Genomic DNA, 19,128 nt, shown 5'->3' with positions numbered 1-19,128 from the left:
AGGTTAACGACGCGCTAAAGCCGCAACCTAGGGTTGGTATTCTGTGCGTTTGTCAGCGCAGATATTCAATTTCGGGGCCTGTTGCCGGGCAGGCCTCCGGTGATTCGAGGCGCCCGGACCGACCGGAGCGCCTTCGCCCTTCAGAGTGCCTTGGCAGCGGCGAGCACCTCGGCCGCGTGGCCGGGCACCTTCACCTTCGACCAGACCTTTGCGATTCGGCCGTCCGGCCCGATCAGGAAGGTCGTGCGCTCGACGCCCATATACTTGCGGCCATACATGCTCTTCTCGACCCAGACGCCATAGGCTTCGAGCATGGCCTTGCTCTCGTCGGAGGCAAGGGCAAAGCCGAGTTCATATTTTTTCTTGAACTTGTCATGGCTGGCGGCGCTGTCGGGCGAGACGCCGATGATCTCGGTGCCTGCCGCCGCAAATTCAGCGCGCAAGGCATTGAAATCCTTCGCTTCCATGGTGCAGCCGGAGGTGTCGTCCTTCGGGTAGAAATACAGGACCAGTTTCCTGCCTGCGGCCGTGGCGAGCGACAGCGTGCTGCCGCCATCACCCGGCAGCGAGAATTCCGGGGCGCGATCGCCTGCCTGCAACGCTGCTTGAGCTGTCATGGATTCTTCCTTCACGTGTCTTCGTCTCGGGGGGGAGGATCATCGATGATCCGCCTATCACATGGCGCGCGGAGCCGGACTTGGCGAGGGGCGGCGGCATGCCGGGTCCATGATTTCGACGTGTTTGATGTGCATAGACCGAGGCAATTGCGCCCGATCCGGCCACGATGGCTTTGTCGCCGGCGCAACCTTGCTATGGACTATATCGGAACCTGCGGGGATTGCCGGAGACAGAGCCGCGTTGACGTTCGAGCCGACCCAGACTGACAGGACATCCGCGGCGGTGGATGCCAGGATGCCCGTTCCCCGGCGCCGCCTGGGTGTGCTCGGCTGGTGCAGCGCCACGCTGGGGGTCGTATTGCTGCTGGCGCTTGCCGGTGCGGGCGTGTTCGTCTGGATGATCCAGAAGGACCGGAATTCGGCGTTCCTCCGCGAACAGCTGCTCGGCGCGCTCGGCAACGGGCTCGGGACGGACCACTCACTGTCCGTCGCGCAGGCAGGCCTGCGCTTCGCCGGGCTGACCTCGACCTTCTCGATCGGGCGGCTGGCGATCACCAATCCGGCGAACGGCACCGAGGCCGATCTCGAATCCGTCGAGGTCGAGGTGCCTACTTTCTCGCTCTGGCGGCAGCGGCCGCTGCCGACCTCGGTGCGGCTTCAGGGCGTGCGGCTGGTCATTCCGGCCGCGCCGCAGGAGGCCAATCCGCTGGCGGCAAACGAGGCGTTGACCCTGTTCCGGGCCATTCTTGCCGGCGCGCATTTCGCGGCTTCGGGCCAGGATCCGACCTTCCAGAGCCTCCAGCGTATCGAGGGACGTGACATCGCGCTGTTCCAGCGCCAGCCTGACGGCCGCATCCTGCCAATCCAGCAGGGCCTGCGCCTCGAGGTGGTCCGGGATGGCGAGGGCCAGATCGCCGCGCGCCTCTCGAAGGAGGGGACGCCGTACTCGCTGGCCTTGAAGGCCGCGTCCCGTGCCTTGGCCGATGGCGGGCGGATGATGATGCTCGAATCCGGTGAGGTCGAGTGGCAGGCTGTCCAGATGCTGGCTGCCGGGGATTTCGGCTTGCTGGATCCGCGCATGAAGCTCCGGCTGACCTTGCATTCGCGCATCAATGCCGAAGGCGCCCTTGTCGAGAAGGGGGCCCGATTCCATGCCTATGGCGGCCGAGTCACGCCGCCGGACCCCGACATGCCGCCCTTCCTGTTGGATGAAGCCTCGATTGATCTGCGGATGCCGGCAGATTCGCCCGATATCCTGCTGGATCGAATCCGTATTCGTTTCAACGAGACCCATCTTGTTTTGGGCGGGCGGATCACGCCCCCGAAAGAGGGCGATGGTGGTCTGGCGGTCACGCTCCGGGCGGAGCGCGCCGAGATTGACCGCCTGTCCCCGGGCGAAGCGCCGATCCTGCTCGACTCGGCGGAACTTGAGGCACTGGTCACGCCCGATCTGCGCAGCCTGCGGGTCGACCGTTTGCATGTGCAGGAAGACCAGGGCCAGATGACGTTGCGCGGCCTTTATTCGCTGGAGAATGGCGGTCTGGTGGAAAACCGCGTCGAGCTCGAGAACCTTGAGATGCGCAAGGCCTTGCGCATCTGGCCGGTCTGGGTCGCGCCGCCTGTCCGGCGCTGGTTGATCGATCATGCGGAAGCCGGCCGTCTGGCCCAGCTTCGTCTAGATCTGAGGTTGGCAGGGCAGGTGCTCGATGACGCCAATAAAAAAAGGCCGATTCCCGATGACGCGCTTTCCGCGACCTATCGACTTGAAGACGTGACGCTTCGTCCGCTGAAGGATGCATCGGCGCTGACCGCGCTGAACGGGCATGGCCGGGTGTCCGGACGGAAGACAGATGCCGTCATCGAATCGGCAAATGTCGAGCCACAGGCCGGGCAGCGCTTTTCCCTGAAAGATGCCCGTCTCTCCGTCGCCGATACCGCTGCGAGGCCGTCCGTCCTCGACATGACGATCCCGGCGGAAGGGCGGCTCGATGCGCTCATGGCCTTTCTCGCGGCACCATCGCTCCGGGATCTGTCGGGCCTGCCGCCGGATGCAGGGGTCTCGGACGGACAGTTTTCCGGCCTTGCCACCGTTTCACTGCCGCTCGTCGACAATCCGCCGCCGAAAGACGTCCGCGCCGAGTTCCGGGCGGATCTCCGGCAGGTCAGCATCGACAACATCGTCAAGAACGAGCGGCTCGAGGGTGGCACCTTCACCCTGCAGACGCGTAACGGCGGGCTGACGCTCCGTGGCGAGGCGCGCCTCTTCGGCGTGCCGCAGCAGATCGAGGTGAAATCCGAGCCGGGCCGTCCCGGGCAGGCGGTCGCCAAGGCCACTTTGGACGAGACCGTGCTGGCCCGCCGGGGCATCGACATACGCGGCGTCGTGCAGGGGCCGCTGCAAACGACCGTGACGCTGCCGCTGTCGAAACAGGCGAGCAGTTTCGATGTCGAGATCGATCTTGCCAAGGCGCGGATCGATGCCGGCATCCCCGGCCTTTCCAAGCGTGCTGGCCAGCCCGGCCGGACGAAATTCACCGTTGTCAGCCGGCCAGACGGCACCTGGCTCGACAATCTCGAGCTTGATCTTGCGCCGGCCTCCCTGCGCGGCCGGGTGGAGCTGCTGCGTGACGGGCAATTCGCGAAGGCGGATTTCAGCACCTTCAAGCTTTCAGGCGGCGACAATGCCCGGCTTCTCGCCGAGCGCCAGCGCGGTGTGATGCGCCTCGCGCTGCGCGGCAATTCGTTCGACCTGCGGCCGTTCCTGCGCGGGTTCCAGGCCGGCAAGCTCGAGGACGGGAGACCGGCGGATGCCAAGCCGCCGGATTTCGACCTTGATCTGCAGTCGACAGTGCTGATCGGCTTCAACGGCGAATTGATGAGCGGTGTCGAGACCCGGATGGCCCGCCGGCAGGGCCGGCTGACCCAGCTCGCGCTCAAGGGGCAGTTCGGAGCCGCGGCTGTTTCGGCTTCAAGCCTCGAGGGGCAGCGGGAAACGATGCTGATCAATGCCAGCTCGCAGGATGGCGGCGCGTTGCTCCGGTTCCTCGACATTTACAACAAGGCCTATGGCGGCCGGATGGCGGCGGAGATCCTTGTCGGTGCCCAGACCCAGCAGGGCGTGGTGCAGCTCCGGGATTTCGTGATCCGCGGCGAGAGTGCCTTGCGACAGGTCGGCGCCAGCGGCCGTACGATTTCCGCGACGCAGAGCCTCGGCGAGGAGGTACCCTTTACCAAGATGCGGGCCGATTTCGCCCGCCGGCCGGGTCGGCTCGACCTGCGCGAGGCGGTGATATGGGGCGGGCAGCTGGGCGGCACGCTGGAAGGCAGCCTCAATTACGCTGCGGACCGCGTGGATCTGAAGGGTGTTTTCGTGCCGGCCTATGCGCTGAACAACTTCTTCGCCAGCGTGCCGCTGCTCGGCCCCATTCTCGGAGGGGCACAATATGAGGGCCTTTTCGCCGTGCCTTTCGTGATTTCCGGCCGGGCCAGCGCGCCGGTCATGCGGATCAACCCGGTTTCCGCCATCGCGCCGGGCTTCCTGCGGAAACTGTTCGAGATCCAGCGCGAGGGCGGGGGCAATGCCCCGGCCCTGAACCGGGCGAACTGAGCCGGGCCGTCAGGCCGGGCGGACCAGCACGTGCTTCTTCTTGCCGAAGGACAGCTTGATTGCGCCGGCTTGCGTGGCATCGGCCAGAGTCAGCATCTGCCCGATATCGGTGACAACGGCATCATTGACGCGCAGACCACCGCTCTGCACCTGCCGCCGCGCCTCGCCATTCGAGGCGACGAGCCCGGCCCGCACGAAAGCGTTGAGCACGCCGAGGCCGGCCTTCAGCTCGGCTTCGGCTACCTCGATGCTCGGCAGATCTGCCGCCGTGCCGCCGGCCTCGAAGGTGGTGCGTGCGGTTTCCGCCGCGGCTTCCGCCGCCTCGCGGCCATGCATCAGCGCCGTGGCTTCCGTGGCGAGGATTTTCTTTGCCTCGTTGATCTCGGCGCCAGCCAGGGCCTCGAGCCGGGCGATCTCGCCGAGCGGCATGAAGGTAAAGAGGCGCAGGAAACGGCCGACATCCGCATCCTCGGTGTTCCGCCAGAACTGCCAGTACTCATAGGTGGAGAGCATGTCGGCATTGAGCCAGACAGCACCGGAGGCCGTCTTGCCCATCTTGGCGCCGGAGGCGGTGGTCAGCAGCGGGCAGGTCAGCGCATAGAGTTGCGGCGTGCCCATGCGGCGGCCGAGATCGATCCCAGTGACGATGTTGCCCCATTGGTCCGAACCGCCCATCTGCAGGTTGCAGCCATAACGGCGCGCCAGTTCGGTGAAGTCATAGGCCTGCAGAATCATGTAGTTGAACTCGATGAAAGAGAGCTCCTGCTCGCGTTCGAGGCGCATGCGCACCGAATCCATCGACATCATGCGGTTGACCGAGAAATGGCGGCCGATATCGCGCAGCATCTCGATGTAATTGAGCTGGGTCAGCCATTCTGCATTATCGACCATCAGCGCATCTGTGCGGCTGGCGCCGAACTGGATCACCTTGTCGAAAACGCCCTGGATGCCGCTCTTGTTGTTCTCGATATCCTCCAGAGAGAGGATGCGCCGAGTCTCGTCGCGGCCGGAGGGATCGCCGACACGGGTGGTGCCGCCGCCCATCAGCGCGATTGGCTTGTTTCCCGTCTTCTGCAGCCAGGACAACATCATGATCGAGATCAGCGAGCCGACATGGAGTGAGCGCGCGGTGCAATCATAGCCGACATAGGCGATAACCTCGCCGCGCGCGGCCAAGGCGTCGAGGCCTTCGTAATCCGAGCATTGATGCACGTAGCCACGCGCCATCAGGGTCTGGAGGAATTCGGATCTGGGCGTGAAGTCGCTCATATCGGCACCGTGTCGTTGTCTGGTTGGGTCGCTACAGCAAGGCCCTCGAAATGAAAAGAGCAGGCCTGAACGGAAACGGGCGGCTTGCGGCCGCCCGTCTGCATGTCCGGCGGGGAGGGGAAGGTCAGTCCTTCACGATCCCCAGCCGGCGGTCGAGATAGCCGCCGACCGTATCGACCAGCTGATCGACACGGTTCTCGAAGAAATGGTTGGCGCCCTCGATCACCGCATGGTCGAGCTTCACGCCCTTCTGCACCTTCACCTTGTCGATGACCGAGATCACCTCGTTGACCGGGGCGACGCGGTCCTTGTCGCCATGGACGAAGAGGCCCGATGAGGGGCAGGGCGCCAGGAAGGAGAAATCATAGCGGTTGGCCATGGCCGCGATCGAGACGAAGCCTTCGATTTCCGGCCGGCGCATCAGCAGCTGCATGCCGATCCAGGCGCCGAACGACACGCCGGCAATCCAGCACGAGCGGGCATCCGGATTGACGGCCTGCATCCAGTCGAGCGCTGCGGCGGCATCGGACAATTCGCCCGTGCCATGGTCGAACACGCCTTCCGAGCGGCCGACCCCACGGAAATTGAACCGCAGGACGGAAAAACCCCGATCGAGGAAGGTGTAGAAGAGCTGGTAGACGATCTGGTTGTTCATCGTCCCGCCGAATTGCGGGTGAGGATGCAGCACGATGGCAATCGGCGCGCCCTTCTTCTTGGCCGGCTGGTAACGCCCTTCCAGACGTCCTTCGGGCCCGTTGAAGATGACCTCAGGCATGAATTCTTCCGTCTCCGATGGCGAGAAGGCCGGCGCCGGAGCCCGATTCCTGCCTCGCGCGTGCATGTTGTGCTTGACGGGGCGAGTGCACCCGCTAAGTAATGAAACGTGGAACGCTTCTTAGAATAATTCTAAGAAAGGCCGCCGACCGATCAGGCCGAGTGCCAGTGGCGCTGGGCGTTAGCATAGCCCGGCGCGAATTGCGACGTTTTTCGCGCGGGATTGCAGGCAAGAGGGATCCATGGGCGCCGGGCGTGCCTATCTCGACTGGAACGCAACGGCGCCGCTGCATCCTGCGGCGCGCGAGGCGGTGGTGCGTGCGCTCGATACGCCCGGCAATCCCTCCTCCATCCATGCGGAAGGCCGCGCGGCCCGGGCGCTGGTGGAAGCCGCCCGCCGCGACGTCGCCGCTCTGGTCGGCGGCGAGGCCGAGAATGTCGTCTTTACCTCCGGCGCGACTGAAGCCGCCAATGCCATTCTCCGCGCCGGGCTCCAGATGGCCTGTGCGCTGGTGCCGGGTGCCGCCCTGCCGGCCCGCCCGGTCATCGCGGCGGCGATCGAGCATGCGGCCATCCTCCAGCCGATCGAGGCAGCGGGCCTGCCTTCCGGCTACCGGATCGCGCTGCCGGTGACGTCGGACGGGCTGGTGAGGGAGTCGGCTTTGGCAGCCGCGCTCGCGGCGGCGCGGGCCGTGGCGCCGGCCCAGACGCCGATGGTGCTGCTCCAGCTGGCCAATAACGAGACCGGCGTGATCCAGCCTGTCGCTGAACTCGCGGCTCTCGTGCGCGAGGCCGGCGGTATCGTCGTGGTTGATGCCGTGCAGGGGCCCGGCCGGATGGCGCTGGATATCAACACGCTCGGCGCGGATGTTCTTTTTCTTTCTGCGCACAAATTCGGCGGCCCCAAGGGCGTCGGCGCGATCGTTTTTGCCCGTGGCGAGGTTCGGCTGCAGCGCGCCTTCATCGCCGGTGGCGGGCAGGAAAGCGGGCAGCGTGGCGGGACCGAGAATATTGCCGGGATTGCCGGCATGGGAGCGGCAGCCCGGGCGGTTCGCGCGATGCCTGAGGCACCTCAGGCCATGATTCAGCTTCGGGACGAATTCGAGAATCGCCTGAATCACCTGGCGGCTGATGTGGAGATTGTGGGCAAGGACGTTTCGCGCTTGCCGAACACGACCTGCTTCGCCATTTCCGGGTTGCCGGCAGCGCAGGCGCTGATCGCCTTCGACCTTAACGGGGTTGCGGTTTCGAGCGGTTCGGCCTGCTCGTCGGGCAAGGTCAGGTCGAGCCATGTGCTTGAGGCGATGGGGAAGCCGGCGTGGATCCGCGAGAGCGCGATCCGCGTCTCGATCGGGCCGGACACGAGCCGGGCCGATCTCGATCGCTGCTTCGCCTCGCTGGAAAAGCAGCTGGCGCGGCGACGTGCCCCGGGACAATCCGCCTCGGCAGCCTGATCGGCTGGCGCGGCGGCACGTATAACGTTTGACGGAAACCCTCGGTCCTTGAAACCGAAGAGGAGAGAAGAATGGCAGCGGTGAAGGAGACGGTCGAGACCGTCAAGACGATCGATGTCGACCAGTACAAATACGGGTTCGTCACCGATATCGAATCCGAGCTGGCGCCGAAGGGGCTGAACGAGGATATCGTTCGCTACATCTCGGCCAAGAAGGATGAGCCGGCCTGGCTGCTCGAATGGCGGCTGGAAGCTTTCCGCCGCTGGCAGACCATGATCGAGCCGACCTGGTCGCGCGTGCATTACCCCGCCATCGACTTCCAGGACCTGCATTATTACTCGGCGCCGAAGAACACGGCCGGCCCGAAATCGCTCGACGAAGTCGATCCGGAACTGCTCCGGACCTACGAAAAGCTGGGCATTCCGCTGCGCGAGCAGGAAATCCTCGCCGGCGTCGAACCGAAGAACCGCGTGGCGGTGGATGCGGTGTTCGACTCGGTTTCGGTGGTCACGACCTTCAAGGAAGAGCTCAAGAAGGCCGGTGTCATCTTCTGCCCGATCTCGGAAGCCGTGCGCGAGCATCCGGAACTGGTGCAGAAATATCTCGGCACCGTCGTGCCGACGACGGACAATTTCTACGCGACGCTGAATTCCGCCGTCTTCTCCGATGGTTCGTTCGTCTATATCCCGCCGGGCGTGCGCTGCCCGATGGAACTCTCGACCTATTTCCGGATCAACGAACAGAAGACCGGCCAGTTCGAGCGGACGCTGATCATCGCCGATGCCGGTTCCTATGTGAGCTATCTCGAGGGCTGCACGGCGCCGAAGCGCGACGAGAACCAGCTGCATGCGGCGGTTGTCGAGCTGATCGCGCTCGATGATGCCGAGATCAAGTATTCGACGGTGCAGAACTGGTATCCCGGCGACAGCGAGGGCAAGGGCGGCATCTATAATTTCGTGACCAAGCGCGGCGATTGCCGCGGCGCGCGGTCGAAGATTTCGTGGACGCAGGTGGAAACCGGCTCGGCGATCACCTGGAAATATCCGTCCTGCATCCTGCGCGGCGAGGGCTCCTCGGGCGAGTTCTACTCGATCGCCATTTCCAACGGGATGCAGCAGGTCGATTCCGGCACCAAGATGATCCATCTGGGCAAGAACACGACCTCGAAGATCATCGCCAAGGGCATTGCCGCCGGCAAGAGCGACAACACCTATCGCGGGCAGGTCTCGGCGCATCGCAAGGCGACGGGCGCGCGCAATTTCACCAATTGCGACAGCCTGCTGATCGGCCAGGAATGCGGCGCGCATACCATTCCCTATATCGAGAGCAAGAATGCCTCGGCCGTGTTCGAGCATGAGGCGACCACCTCGAAGATCGCCGAGGACCAGCTGTTCTATTGCATGCAGCGCGGCCTCGACGAGGAAGAGGCGGTGGCGCTCATCGTCAATGGCTTCGTGAAGGATGTGCTGCAGCAGCTGCCGATGGAATTTGCGGTGGAAGCGCAGAAGCTCATCGCGATCAGCCTCGAGGGGAGCGTGGGGTGAGCGAATGGGAGAAGCGATATTCTTCGCTTCGCCGTCAGGTTGGTCTCGCTGCCGGCCTTACTGGCCTTATCTTCTTTTCGGTGATCCTTGCCGCCGCCCTTGGGCGGCAGTCTATCGCGAACTACCTGTTGCTTTTCATGGTTCCTCCGTTGCTGCTTTCGATCGCGCTTGGAGAAAAGATGCGAAAGGCATTTTTTGCAATGAGGTCGGAGCAGGGCGCGAGCCGAGCTGAAGTCTTGAAGGATTGGGACAAGATCAATCCGCCGGGAGGCGGTTGATCGGAGCTAATTGCGCTTCGGCGCGGGTGAACGGAACAAAACGATGCTTGAAATCAAGAACCTCCACGTCGAAATCGACGACAAGAAGATCCTCAACGGCCTGACGCTGACCATCCATCCCGGCGAAGTGGCCGCGATCATGGGGCCGAACGGCTCGGGCAAGTCGACCCTGTCCTATGTGATTGCGGGCAAGGAGGATTACACCGTCACCGAGGGCGATATCCTGCTCAACGGCAATTCCATCCTCGAGATGGAAGCCAATGAGCGCGCGGCGGCCGGCCTGTTCCTGGCCTTCCAGTATCCGCTGGAAATCCCGGGCGTGGCGACGATGACCTTCCTCAAGGCCGCCATGAACGCGCAGGCCAAGGCGCGCGGCGAGGCCGAACTCTCGCCGGGTGATTTCATGCGCAAGGTGCGCGGGGCGGCGGAAAAGCTCGGCATCAACCCGGACATGCTCAAGCGGCCGCTCAATGTCGGCTTCTCGGGCGGCGAGAAGAAGCGCATGGAAATCCTGCAGATGACCCTGCTCGACCCGGCCTATTGCATCCTCGACGAGACCGATTCCGGCCTCGATATCGATGCGCTGCGCATCGTGGCCGAGGGCGTCAATGCGCTGCGCGGCGCGGGCCGCGGCATGCTGGTCATCACCCATTACCAGCGCCTGCTCGACCATATCGTGCCGGACAAGGTGCATGTCATGGCCAAGGGCCGGATCGTCAAATCGGGCGGGCCGGAACTGGCGCATGAGCTCGAGAAGGATGGCTACGCGAATTATGTCGAGGCCGCGTGATGGCACCGACCGTGGTTCAGATGCGGACGCCGGCCGAGACGGCTCTGATCGAGCGGTTCGAGGCCGAGAAAGCCGGGCTGCCCGGCGCGGCGGCGGAACGTGCGGCGGCGTTCGAGCGGCTCAAGGCGAAGGGCCTGCCCTCGAAGCGGGTCGAGGCCTATCACTATACCGATCTGCGTGCCCTGATGCGCCAGGCGCCGGAAGCGATTTTGCCGCCAAACACTTACCTGATGCCGAGCGATAGGATTTGTATCGAAGCCATCCCGACGATTATGTTTGGGAATGGCAAAATGCAATTGGCTCAAGACATTGCGTTGCCAATTTCCGTGCGGGCAATTGGTGATGCCTTGGAAAGCGGAAGTGTGACGCTCAATTCGGCCTTCGTTAAATTGAGCGATCCGGTCGTTGATCTCAATACCATATTTTGCCGGGATGGAGCGCTTCTCGAGGTTCCCGGCGGGTCAAAGTTAAGCGTCCATCTAGCATTCGTTGATGATCTCGACGAACTCGATACCAAAGAGACCTTTTCTGTCTCGTCACGCGTCATCATCAACGTTGGCGCCGGAGCAGAGTTGCTTGTCTACGAAAGCCATGAAGGCTCCCAGCGTTCGCGTTACCAGTCCAACCATGTCGTCGAACTGATCCTCGGCGAGGGCGCGAAGGTCGAGCATATCCGCGTCAATACGGCAGGGAACGAGGCGCTCGTCCTCTCCACGCTGGCGGCGTCGCTCGCGGCCGAAGCGGAGCTGATGTCGCTGAATTTCAGCATGGGCGGTGCCGTGGCCCGGCACCAGAGCTTCATTACCTATGCCGGCGAGAATGCGAAGCTCGACCTGCGCGGCGCCACGATGATCCGCGGTCGCCAGCATTGCGACAATACGCTGGTGGTCGATCATGCGGTTCCGCATGGCACCAGCCGCGAATTGTTCCGCACGGTCGCGGATGACGAGGCCCATGGCGTGTTCCAGGGCAAGATCATCGTGCGCCCGCACGCCCAGAAGACCGATGGCCAGATGGCCTCGAATGCGCTGCTCCTCGGCGACGAGGCGGCGATGTCGAACAAGCCGGAGCTGGAAATCTTCGCCGATGACGTGGTCTGCGCCCATGGCGCCACCTGCGGCGCGCTGGAGGAGAGCCAGCTCTTCTACCTGATGGCGCGCGGCCTGCCGCGTGTGGAAGCCGAAGCGCTGCTCGTCGAGGCCTTCCTCGGCGAGGTGCTCGAAGCCGTCAGCGACGAAACCCTGCGGGATTCGCTGGCCATGCTCATCAGCGAATGGCTGGCGGCAAGGCAGGCGGCGTGAGCAATCCGGGCTCTCCGGTCTGGGACGATGTCATGCGGGTCTGGACGGATCCGCATGGCGTTGTCGAGGCCGGGCAGCGCGAGGGGCGCAGCCGGGCCGATGGCTGGCGGGCGATCCTGCTCTACGGGCTCGGCATTGCCTTCAGCCTCGTGCTGAACCGCCGGCTGGGTGCGGATGCGCTGCTGGATTCCTTCTTCGGCGCGGACGACCAGACGACCATCCATCCGGCGCTGGTGCCCACAGTCTGGGCGGCGGTAATCGGCGGGCTGGCCACGCTGCTGCTGGTGCAATGGCTGGTGCTGCCCACGGTCTCGCGCCTGTTCGGCGGTTCACCTGCCCGGCGCGATGCGAATCTTGCGGTGTATTTCCTGTTCTGCGTCGGGTTTCTCGCGGGCTTTGCGGGGGTCCTGTCTGATCTGACCGGCGTGATCGTCCATCGGTTCTGGCCGTCCACTGGCGCCTATCTGGTGCTGGCGGGTTCGCTGGCGGTGATCGTGATGGCGATCCATCAATCGGCCCGCCTCGCGACGGATGTGCTGGCGCTGGCCAGCTATCCGCGCGGCCTGGCAGTGCTGATGTTCTCGCTGCTGGTCGGGCTCGTCGCCGCGGCCCTGTTCTTCTCCGGCGTGCTGGTGGGCACCCTGACCCTGTTTCCCGAATTGGTGGATTGACGATGATGAGCCTCGACCTCGACCGGATCCGCGCCGACTTCCCCGCCCTTGCGATGGAGCCTTACGGAAAGCCGCTGACCTATCTCGACAATGCCGCCTCGGCGCAGAAGCCCAGCCAGGTGCTGGAGCGGATGCGGCTTGCCTACGAGACCGAATATGCCAATGTCCATCGGGGTCTGCATTATCTCGCCAATGCCGCGACGGAAGCCTATGAGGGGGCCCGCGAGCGGGTGAGAGGTTTCCTCAATGCCGCTTCGGTGGAGGAGATCATCTTCACCAAGAACGCGACCGAGAGCCTCAATCTCGTCGCATCCGCCCTTGGCCGGCATGTCCGGCTGGGCGAGGGCGACGAGATCGTCCTCTCCATCATGGAGCATCATTCCAACATCGTACCCTGGCATTTCTGGCGCGAGCGCCACGGCGCCGTGATCAAATGGGCGCCGGTGGATGAGGATGGCAATTTCCTGCTGGATGCGTTCGAGGCGCTGCTGACCGAACGGACGAAGGTCGTGGCCATCACGCAGATGTCCAATGCGCTCGGCACGATCGTGCCGGTGAAGGAGGTCATCCGCATTGCCCATGCACGCGGTATCCCGGTCGTCGTGGATGGCAGCCAGGCGGCGGTGCATCTCGATATCGACGTGCAGGATCTCGATGCCGATTTCTACGTCTTTACCGGGCACAAGCTCTACGGCCCATCCGGCATCGGGGTGCTCTACGGCAAGAAGGCGCTGCTCGAGGAGCTTCCGCCCTTCCTGGGCGGCGGGGAGATGATCCGCGAGGTGTCGGAAGAGGGCGTGACCTATGGCGGCCCGCCGCACCGGTTCGAGGCCGGTACACCGCCGCTCGTCCAGGCAATCGGGCTCGGCGCCGCGATCGACTATGTCAACGCGCTCGGCAAGGAGGCGATCCGCGCCCATGAGGATGCGCTGGTCGCCTATGCCCATGAGCGGCTGGGCGAGATCAATTCGATCTCCATTCTCGGGAAGGCCCGCCATAAGGGGGCGATCGTGTCGTTCAGCCATGCCCATGCCCATGCCCATGACATCGCCACGGTTATCGACCGGCAGGGCGTTGCCGTGCGGGCCGGCACGCATTGCACGATGCCGCTGCTGAAGCGCTTCGGCAAAACGGCTACCTGTCGCGCGAGCTTTGCCCTATATAGCACCCGGGAAGAGGTCGACCGGCTGGCGGAAGCGCTGGTACGGGCCGATCGATTGTTCGGTTGAAGACCCTGAACGAGTTAGGAACCTGGCGTTCCGTTGAGGATTGCGGCGCATGACCGATGACGCGACCCGGATCGATCCGATCCCGGAAGACGAGACAAGGGCACCCGCTCCGGCGGCGCCGGCGGGAGGCATTCCGCCGGAGGAGCTCGATCGCCTGACGGATGATATCATCGCTGCACTGAAAACCGTGTATGACCCGGAAATCCCGGCCGATATCTACGAGCTGGGCCTGATCTACCGGATCGATATCTCGGATGACCGTTACATCACCATCGACATGACGCTGACGGCGCCCGGCTGCCCGGTGGCCGGCGAGATGCCGGGTTGGGTCGAGACGGCCGTCCTCAACGTGCCCGGCGTGTCCGGTTGCAAGGTGGTGATGACCTTCGACCCGCCCTGGGACCAGAGCCGGATGTCGGATGAAGCGCGCGTCGCTCTCGACATGTGGTGATCGGAGGGGCAGGCTGGAGGCATGATCCGCCCTGGCCTGATTCCCGTCCTCGTCCTTCTGCTTGCGCCGCTGGCGGTGCCGGCAGCGGCCCAGACGCTGTTCGAACGCGGCTATTGCCAGGGCCCGCCGGAAGTGGGCGTGGAGCCGAATATCGTCCTGATGAAGGTGACAGGCGCAGGCCCGCGCGTGAACTTCATCGCAGACCGCGATAAAGCCAAGCCGAAATGCCCGGATCTTTCAGATGCTTGCAAGCGGCGGGGCTTCCTTGTTCCCGGTGACGAGGTGCTGGTGGCGGAAACCCGGAACGGCATTGCCTGCGCAACCTATATCGCGCCGAATGCCCGAAAGGTGAAAGGCCAGTTCGCCGAAACCAGCGGGTTTCTTCCGGCCAATGCCCTGGTGACGGCCCCGGTTGTGGCGCCACGCCTTGAATCCTGGCTCGGAACCTGGAGCCGCAATGCCGAGGCGGAGATCACGATCACCAAAGGCGAGGGTGGCAAACTGGTCATCGCGGGGAACGCAACCTATGGCGGGCATGACCCCGGCCGTGTGGCGCGGGGAGCCATCAATGTCGGCGAGCTGGAAGGCGAGGCAGTACCAAACGGCAACCGGGTGTTTTTCGGCGATGGCTATTCAGGCGAGAAATCGCCGCATGATTTCGCCGAATGCCAGGCGCGCCTGCAGCTTTTCGGCCGCTATCTCGTGGTCGAGGATAGTGGCGGCTGCGGTGGCGTGAATGTACGCTTCAACGGGGTCTATGTCCGGCTGAAGTGATCACGAGCGCAAGGCCGGCGCCGGGATGGCCGGGCCCTTGGGTTCGGCGCGCAGGGCGTCGAAGTCGCGCTTGAGAAGCCCGACAATGACATCGTCATGCCAGATGCCGCCAATCAGCGCCGATTCCCGCTCCAGCCCCTCACGGATGAAGCCCACGCGCTCGTAGGCGCGCAGGGCGCGGGTATTGAAGCCGAGCACGCGCATCGAGAGCTTGTGCAGCGCCAGCGTGTCGAAGGCGAATTCCGCAACCGCGCGGATCGCCTCGGTGCCGAGGCCCTTGCCGAGCGCCTGCGGGTCGAGAATGCCGACGATCAACCCGGCACGGCGGTCTGCCTCGACGAAATTGTCGAGCAGGATCTCGCCGATGGCACGGCCCTGGAATTCGATGACCCAGGCCGCGGGATGCGCGACGATGCTCTCCACCCAGGCCCGTGCCTGGTCCTCGGTCAGCGGGCTGAGGCCCCTGATATCGGCACCGAGCATCCGGTAGATTTCCGGATCGCGGCCGATGGCGTGACGATCCGTGATGTCGGTGGCAATCGGCCGCCGGAGGACCAGCCGTTCGGTGCGCAGGACGGGCAGGGGTGATGGGAGAATCATGGCTCTCTCGGGTTCGTGACCGGCGCAGTGTCGCCGGCCTCTCGACCTTTACGCAAGAATTGTTAGGGTATACTCACACTATCGTAACTGCTCCGGACCTTGAATCCGGCTGACAGGAGGATGACGTGAATACCGTCCCCAATCCGGCTCCGCGCCGGAAATTGCAGGTCATGTCGCTGAGCGAGGCCGCTGCCGCCCGTGTCCGCGAGGCCATTTCCGCCGCCGAACGGCCGATTGTAGGCCTACGCGTCGGCGTGAAGAACGGCGGCTGTGCCGGCATGTCCTACACGATGGAATATGCCGAGGCGAAAAACCCGCATGACGAGGTGATCGAGGACAAGGGCGTGACCCTGCTGGTCGACCCCAAGGCTGTGCTGTTTCTTCTCGGCACGGAAATGGACGTCAAAACCGACAAGTTCGCCTCGACCTTCGTATTCCGGAATCCCAACGAGACCTCGGCCTGTGGTTGTGGTGAAAGCGTCGCAATCACACCCGCGAAGCCGGAAGTGCTCGCCGGCTGACGATGCGGCAGGGGGCGCCGCGGGCCGGAGAGCTGGTCGATTTTTTCGCTCCGGTTCTCGCCGTCAAGGTCCGTCCGATGTTCGGCGGCCACGGGATCTACGGGCCGGAAGGAATTTTCGCGATCGATGTCGACGGCGTCCTGTTCCTCAAGGTCGATGCCGAAACGCGGCGGCACTGGGAGCAGGCGGGTTCGCGGCCCTTCACCTACGAGAAGAAGGCGGGCCAGCAGGCGGTGATGTCGTATTTCGCGCTGCCGGATGAAGCCTATGACGATCCGGATGCTTTGCGGCATTGGGTTGGGCTGGCCCGTTCGGCGGCGGCCCGGGCCGAAGCCCAAGGCAACGGCAAACGCCCGGCCCGGCGATGAGCCTGCCCGCTTGAACCGGGCCTTCCGGTCCCGGCTTTTCCGAGACCCGGCGGTTCTGCGCTCAGTCCTTCTTTGCAGGTGCGCCCTGCATCAGGAAGCCGGGCATGAAGTCGCCGAAGCCTTTCGGCGTCGGTCCGTCATCATCACGATTCCGGCGGCGATCATCCCGACGCGGTGCAGCCTCGCGGCGCGGCGCGGGATCCGGCCGGGCTGCCCGCTCCGGACGCTCATTGCGTTCCGGACGGTCACTGCGCTCGGCGCGCGGTGCCCGTTCCGGCCTCGGTGCGCGTTCCGGCCGCGGTGCCCGCTCGACAGCGGCTTCATCCGGAGTATCCGGATCCGGTGCGGCGGCGGCGTCGATGATCTTCTGCTCGCGGGCCGTGCGAACATGCTCGCGACCCTCGCGACCGCCACGCGGCTTCTCGCGCTTGCGGTCCCGCTCGCCGCCACGGCCACGGCGCGGCGCCTCGTCACTCTCGCCGGGCGCGCGCTCGGGCAGCGACGACATGTCGCCCGCTTCCCACTCGATCGTCTTGGTGATCAGCTTCTCGATCGCCTGGAGGTACTTCTCGTCGCCGCGCGCCACCAACGTATAGGCGGTGCCGAGGCGGCCGGCGCGGCCGGTCCGGCCGATGCGGTGGACGTAATCCTCGGCATGATGCGGAATATCGTAGTTGAAGACGTGGCTGACATCCGGGATGTCGAGACCGCGCGCCGCGACATCGGAGGCCACGAGCAGCGTCAGTTCGTTCTTGCGGAACGCATCCAGCGCGGCCATGCGCGAACGCTGGTCCATATCACCGTGCAAGGCACCGACCGAGAAACCATGGCGCTGAAGGCTGCGGAACAGCGTCGCGACCTCGGTCTTCCGGTTGCAGAAGATGATGCCGTTCTTCAGCGGGTTGCCATCGGAATCCGACACGGCGGTCTGGATGAGGTTCCGGAGCGTCTCGCGCTTCTCGTAATCCTTGCCATGCGTGGCCACCAGCTTCTGGGTGATGGTGGCGGCGGTGGAGGAGGGGCGGGCCACCTCGATCTTCACCGGGCTGGACAGGAACTGCTCGGTGACGCGCTGGATTTCCGGCGGCATCGTGGCCGTGAAGAACAGCGTCTGCCGGGTGAACGGGCAGAGGCCGGCGATCCGCTCGATATCCGGGATGAAACCCATATCGAGCATGCGGTCGGCTTCATCGATGACGAGAATCTCGATCCCGGTCAGCAACAGCTTGCCGCGCTCGAAATGATCGAGCAGGCGGCCGGGCGTCGCGATCAGGACGTCGGCGCCGCGGGTGATCTTCGCGTCCTGATCGGCGAAGGAAACGCCGCCGATCAGCAGGGCAACGTTGAGCTTGTGGTTCGGTGCGTATTTGATGAAGGCTTCCTCGACCTGCGCGGCAAGTTCGCGGGTCGGTTCGAGGATCAACGTCCTCGGCATCCGGGCCCGGGCACGGCCCTGCTCGAGGATCGACAGCATCGGCAGCGTGAAAGCGGCGGTTTTTCCCGTGCCGGTCTGGGCGATGCCGAGAACGTCCTTCCGGGCGAGCACATGGGGGATGGCCTGCTCCTGGATGGGTGTAGGCTGTGTGTATCCGGCGGCAGAGACCGCATCGACAACCTTCTGCGAAAGGCCAAGATCAGAAAAGGACATGAGCACCTGTATCGCCGAACGACCGGCCCGGAAAAAGGGCGGTTCCCGAGGCCCACCATGGGCCATGACGATCACGCGGTTAAGCGGGAAAAGGCGTGCAAATGCAAGTGCAAACTTCTGATTCGCGGTCAAACCCGCTTTATTTCCCGGCGTGGGAGGCGGCGGGCGTCAGTTGCGGCAGGGATCGAGCTTCGCCTGGCCCGGCCGCGGGATCGAGCCGGTCGTCAGCTGGTCATCGAGGACCGACCGCGTGACCGTGTAGACCCGCGTCTGGCCCTGTTGGGTGGCGGAAAAGCGCGGCATCGGCTCGGGCACGAAAACCGCCAGCAGCGCGACGACGCCCTGCGCCGCGGCAAAGGTGGCGCCGACCATCACGACCGATAACAGCAGATAGCGCCGCACCATGGCCCTGTCACCGGCCAGGAATTCGATGATGTCCTTCATGCGCGCCTCCAGAATGCGACAGGTCATCATGGTAAACAAATAGCCTTAAGGATTGGTTTTCCCCCGCCCTTTGCCGGATCCTGTCCGGAAGATGACCAAAGCTTAAGTTGATTTGCGGAGCCGGGCAGCATCTCTTTCCACAAGGGTCGGCGACTGATGGAGATGATGTGATGAGCGAGAAGAAGCCTCTTTTTGGCAGTGCCGCCTCGAAATGGCTGATTGCCGGCGTGGCCGTGCTGACGATCGGCGTCGGCGCGAGCATTGCCGACTGGGCGCGCGACGGCGGTGGCCATGGCCCGCGCTGGGGGCAGCAGCGGCAGGGCGGCCCGGGACCGGGCATGGCCCGGCTCTGCGAGCGCGATCCGCTGAAATTCGAGGGCGTGGCCCGCGCGTTCCTGAAGGCCGATCTTGACCTGACGCCGGCGCAGAATGCCGAGCTGGACAAGCTCGCCGCTGGTCTCGTGCCGGCGCTGAAGGAATTGCGCGACGAAATGTGCAACAATTTCGCGGTCAGGGGTACGTCGACCGCGCCGGAGCGGCTCGAGAAATTCGCCTTGGTGCTGCGCAAGGCGGCGGATACGGCCGAAAAATCGGTCCAGCCGGCCAAGTCCTTCTATGCGACGCTGGATGACAAGCAGAAGTCGCGCGTGGAGGAACTGGCCAACCGGCGGCCGCCCCACATGCGTGGCGGCCCGGGCCGCCATGGAGGCCCGGGTTTTGACGGCCCGCCGCAAGGGCAGGGCTGGTTCCGCTGAAGCGACGAAAATGACAAAGGGGCGCCTCCGGCG

At 64.4% G+C, this 19,128-nt stretch carries 19 protein-coding genes; 13 read left to right on the top strand and 6 right to left on the bottom strand.

Features of this window, described 5'->3' with window-relative positions; genetic code table 11:
• Positions 1–140: 140 nt before the first annotated feature.
• Entirely contained in the window at positions 141–617 is a 477-nt protein-coding gene (locus P0652_RS01945; protein ID WP_284177062.1) for a peroxiredoxin, read from the bottom strand.
• Between the two features lie 295 nt (positions 618–912).
• On the opposite strand from P0652_RS01945, the gene P0652_RS01940 reads away from it, so the two are divergent.
• Positions 913–4,224 carry a YhdP family protein gene (locus tag P0652_RS01940; RefSeq protein ID WP_284177061.1) on the top strand — a complete coding sequence of 1,104 codons (3,312 nt, stop codon included), beginning with the start codon at positions 913–915 and terminating at the stop codon, positions 4,222–4,224.
• Positions 4,225–4,233: 9 nt separating this feature from the next.
• Here the strand turns inward: P0652_RS01940 and tyrS are convergent, their stop codons facing one another.
• Together tyrS and P0652_RS01930 are read right to left on the bottom strand one after the other, a co-directional pair.
• A complete protein-coding gene (tyrS, locus tag P0652_RS01935) occupies positions 4,234–5,493 on the bottom strand; it encodes a tyrosine--tRNA ligase (protein WP_284177060.1) in 1,260 nt (419 codons plus the stop codon).
• Between the two features lie 124 nt (positions 5,494–5,617).
• Complete coding sequence (locus P0652_RS01930) at positions 5,618–6,268, bottom strand: alpha/beta hydrolase (protein WP_284177059.1); 651 nt, start codon at positions 6,266–6,268, stop codon at positions 5,618–5,620.
• A gap of 241 nt (positions 6,269–6,509) precedes the next feature.
• Here P0652_RS01930 and P0652_RS01925 point away from each other — a divergent pair, with 241 nt between their 5' ends.
• The 9 genes from P0652_RS01925 (at position 6,510) to P0652_RS01885 (ending at position 14,759) form a co-directional block, all read left to right on the top strand.
• Positions 6,510–7,721: a cysteine desulfurase family protein gene (locus P0652_RS01925; RefSeq protein ID WP_284177058.1), complete on the top strand. Its 1,212-nt coding sequence runs from the start codon at positions 6,510–6,512 to the stop codon at positions 7,719–7,721.
• A 71-nt stretch (positions 7,722–7,792) separates the two neighbouring features.
• Positions 7,793–9,265 carry a Fe-S cluster assembly protein SufB gene (sufB, locus tag P0652_RS01920; protein ID WP_284177057.1) on the top strand — a complete coding sequence of 491 codons (1,473 nt, stop codon included), beginning with the start codon at positions 7,793–7,795 and terminating at the stop codon, positions 9,263–9,265.
• Positions 9,262–9,543, top strand: a complete 282-nt coding sequence (locus P0652_RS01915) for a hypothetical protein (protein ID WP_284177056.1) — start codon at positions 9,262–9,264, stop codon at positions 9,541–9,543. Before sufB ends, P0652_RS01915 begins: the two co-directional genes overlap by 4 nt.
• Positions 9,544–9,586: 43 nt before the next feature.
• On the top strand, positions 9,587–10,333 hold the full coding sequence (sufC, locus tag P0652_RS01910; protein ID WP_284177055.1) for a Fe-S cluster assembly ATPase SufC: 747 nt from the start codon (positions 9,587–9,589) through the stop codon (positions 10,331–10,333).
• Positions 10,333–11,634: a Fe-S cluster assembly protein SufD gene (gene sufD / locus P0652_RS01905; RefSeq protein ID WP_284177054.1), complete on the top strand. Its 1,302-nt coding sequence runs from the start codon at positions 10,333–10,335 to the stop codon at positions 11,632–11,634. The genes sufC and sufD overlap by 1 nt, the downstream gene beginning before the upstream one ends.
• Positions 11,631–12,305: a hypothetical protein gene (locus P0652_RS01900; protein WP_284177053.1), complete on the top strand. Its 675-nt coding sequence runs from the start codon at positions 11,631–11,633 to the stop codon at positions 12,303–12,305. Before sufD ends, P0652_RS01900 begins: the two co-directional genes overlap by 4 nt.
• A 2-nt stretch (positions 12,306–12,307) precedes the next feature.
• The gene (locus P0652_RS01895) at positions 12,308–13,534 is read left to right on the top strand and encodes a cysteine desulfurase (RefSeq protein ID WP_284177052.1); all 1,227 of its coding nucleotides are present in this window, start codon (positions 12,308–12,310) and stop codon (positions 13,532–13,534) included.
• 49 nt (positions 13,535–13,583) lie between these two features.
• Positions 13,584–13,985 (top strand): SUF system Fe-S cluster assembly protein, encoded by a 402-nt coding sequence (locus P0652_RS01890; protein ID WP_284177051.1) that lies wholly within the window; start codon positions 13,584–13,586, stop codon positions 13,983–13,985.
• Positions 13,986–14,006: 21 nt separating this feature from the next.
• Positions 14,007–14,759: a hypothetical protein gene (locus P0652_RS01885; protein ID WP_284177050.1), complete on the top strand. Its 753-nt coding sequence runs from the start codon at positions 14,007–14,009 to the stop codon at positions 14,757–14,759.
• On the opposite strand, the gene P0652_RS01880 is transcribed toward P0652_RS01885, so the two are convergent.
• A complete protein-coding gene (locus P0652_RS01880) occupies positions 14,760–15,359 on the bottom strand; it encodes a GNAT family N-acetyltransferase (RefSeq protein WP_284177049.1) in 600 nt (199 codons plus the stop codon).
• Positions 15,360–15,529: 170 nt separating this feature from the next.
• Between P0652_RS01880 and P0652_RS01875 the strand changes: the two genes are divergently transcribed.
• The gene (locus P0652_RS01875) at positions 15,530–15,880 is read left to right on the top strand and encodes a HesB/IscA family protein (RefSeq protein WP_284177416.1); all 351 of its coding nucleotides are present in this window, start codon (positions 15,530–15,532) and stop codon (positions 15,878–15,880) included.
• Positions 15,881–15,882: 2 nt separating this feature from the next.
• Complete coding sequence (locus P0652_RS01870) at positions 15,883–16,248, top strand: TfoX/Sxy family protein (RefSeq protein WP_284177048.1); 366 nt, start codon at positions 15,883–15,885, stop codon at positions 16,246–16,248.
• A 61-nt stretch (positions 16,249–16,309) separates the two neighbouring features.
• Here P0652_RS01870 and P0652_RS01865 read toward each other — a convergent pair whose 3' ends face one another.
• Together P0652_RS01865 and P0652_RS01860 are read right to left on the bottom strand one after the other, a co-directional pair.
• Positions 16,310–17,896: a DEAD/DEAH box helicase gene (locus P0652_RS01865; protein WP_284177047.1), complete on the bottom strand. Its 1,587-nt coding sequence runs from the start codon at positions 17,894–17,896 to the stop codon at positions 16,310–16,312.
• A gap of 168 nt (positions 17,897–18,064) precedes the next feature.
• A complete protein-coding gene (locus tag P0652_RS01860; RefSeq protein ID WP_284177046.1) occupies positions 18,065–18,340 on the bottom strand; it encodes a hypothetical protein in 276 nt (91 codons plus the stop codon).
• A 170-nt stretch (positions 18,341–18,510) separates the two neighbouring features.
• On the opposite strand from P0652_RS01860, the gene P0652_RS01855 reads away from it, so the two are divergent.
• Entirely contained in the window at positions 18,511–19,095 is a 585-nt protein-coding gene (locus P0652_RS01855) for a Spy/CpxP family protein refolding chaperone (RefSeq protein ID WP_284177045.1), read from the top strand.
• Positions 19,096–19,128: the final 33 nt, after the last annotated feature.

The organism is Rhabdaerophilum sp. SD176 (genome assembly GCF_030143245.1).
Lineage (GTDB): Bacteria > Pseudomonadota > Alphaproteobacteria > Rhizobiales > Beijerinckiaceae > Rhabdaerophilum.
This window is presented reverse-complemented; position numbering and strand designations above follow the sequence as displayed.

Excerpts from the sequence above, each read along its gene's own strand:
- P0652_RS01890 (WP_284177051.1), top strand. The coding sequence starts at position 13,584 with ATGACCGATGACGCGACCCGGATCGATCCGATCCCGGAAGACGAGACA.
- P0652_RS01945 (WP_284177062.1), bottom strand. The coding sequence starts at position 617 with ATGACAGCTCAAGCAGCGTTGCAGGCAGGCGATCGCGCCCCGGAATTC.
- P0652_RS01870 (WP_284177048.1), top strand. The coding sequence starts at position 15,883 with ATGCGGCAGGGGGCGCCGCGGGCCGGAGAGCTGGTCGATTTTTTCGCT.
- sufD (WP_284177054.1), top strand. The coding sequence starts at position 10,333 with ATGGCACCGACCGTGGTTCAGATGCGGACGCCGGCCGAGACGGCTCTG.
- P0652_RS01860 (WP_284177046.1), bottom strand. The coding sequence starts at position 18,340 with ATGAAGGACATCATCGAATTCCTGGCCGGTGACAGGGCCATGGTGCGG.
- P0652_RS01855 (WP_284177045.1), top strand. The coding sequence starts at position 18,511 with ATGAGCGAGAAGAAGCCTCTTTTTGGCAGTGCCGCCTCGAAATGGCTG.
- P0652_RS01865 (WP_284177047.1), bottom strand. The coding sequence starts at position 17,896 with ATGTCCTTTTCTGATCTTGGCCTTTCGCAGAAGGTTGTCGATGCGGTC.
- P0652_RS01885 (WP_284177050.1), top strand. The coding sequence starts at position 14,007 with ATGATCCGCCCTGGCCTGATTCCCGTCCTCGTCCTTCTGCTTGCGCCG.
- sufC (WP_284177055.1), top strand. The coding sequence starts at position 9,587 with ATGCTTGAAATCAAGAACCTCCACGTCGAAATCGACGACAAGAAGATC.
- P0652_RS01895 (WP_284177052.1), top strand. The coding sequence starts at position 12,308 with ATGATGAGCCTCGACCTCGACCGGATCCGCGCCGACTTCCCCGCCCTT.
- tyrS (WP_284177060.1), bottom strand. The coding sequence starts at position 5,493 with ATGAGCGACTTCACGCCCAGATCCGAATTCCTCCAGACCCTGATGGCG.
- P0652_RS01930 (WP_284177059.1), bottom strand. The coding sequence starts at position 6,268 with ATGCCTGAGGTCATCTTCAACGGGCCCGAAGGACGTCTGGAAGGGCGT.
- P0652_RS01925 (WP_284177058.1), top strand. The coding sequence starts at position 6,510 with ATGGGCGCCGGGCGTGCCTATCTCGACTGGAACGCAACGGCGCCGCTG.
- P0652_RS01940 (WP_284177061.1), top strand. The coding sequence starts at position 913 with ATGCCCGTTCCCCGGCGCCGCCTGGGTGTGCTCGGCTGGTGCAGCGCC.
- P0652_RS01880 (WP_284177049.1), bottom strand. The coding sequence starts at position 15,359 with ATGATTCTCCCATCACCCCTGCCCGTCCTGCGCACCGAACGGCTGGTC.
- P0652_RS01875 (WP_284177416.1), top strand. The coding sequence starts at position 15,530 with ATGTCGCTGAGCGAGGCCGCTGCCGCCCGTGTCCGCGAGGCCATTTCC.
- sufB (WP_284177057.1), top strand. The coding sequence starts at position 7,793 with ATGGCAGCGGTGAAGGAGACGGTCGAGACCGTCAAGACGATCGATGTC.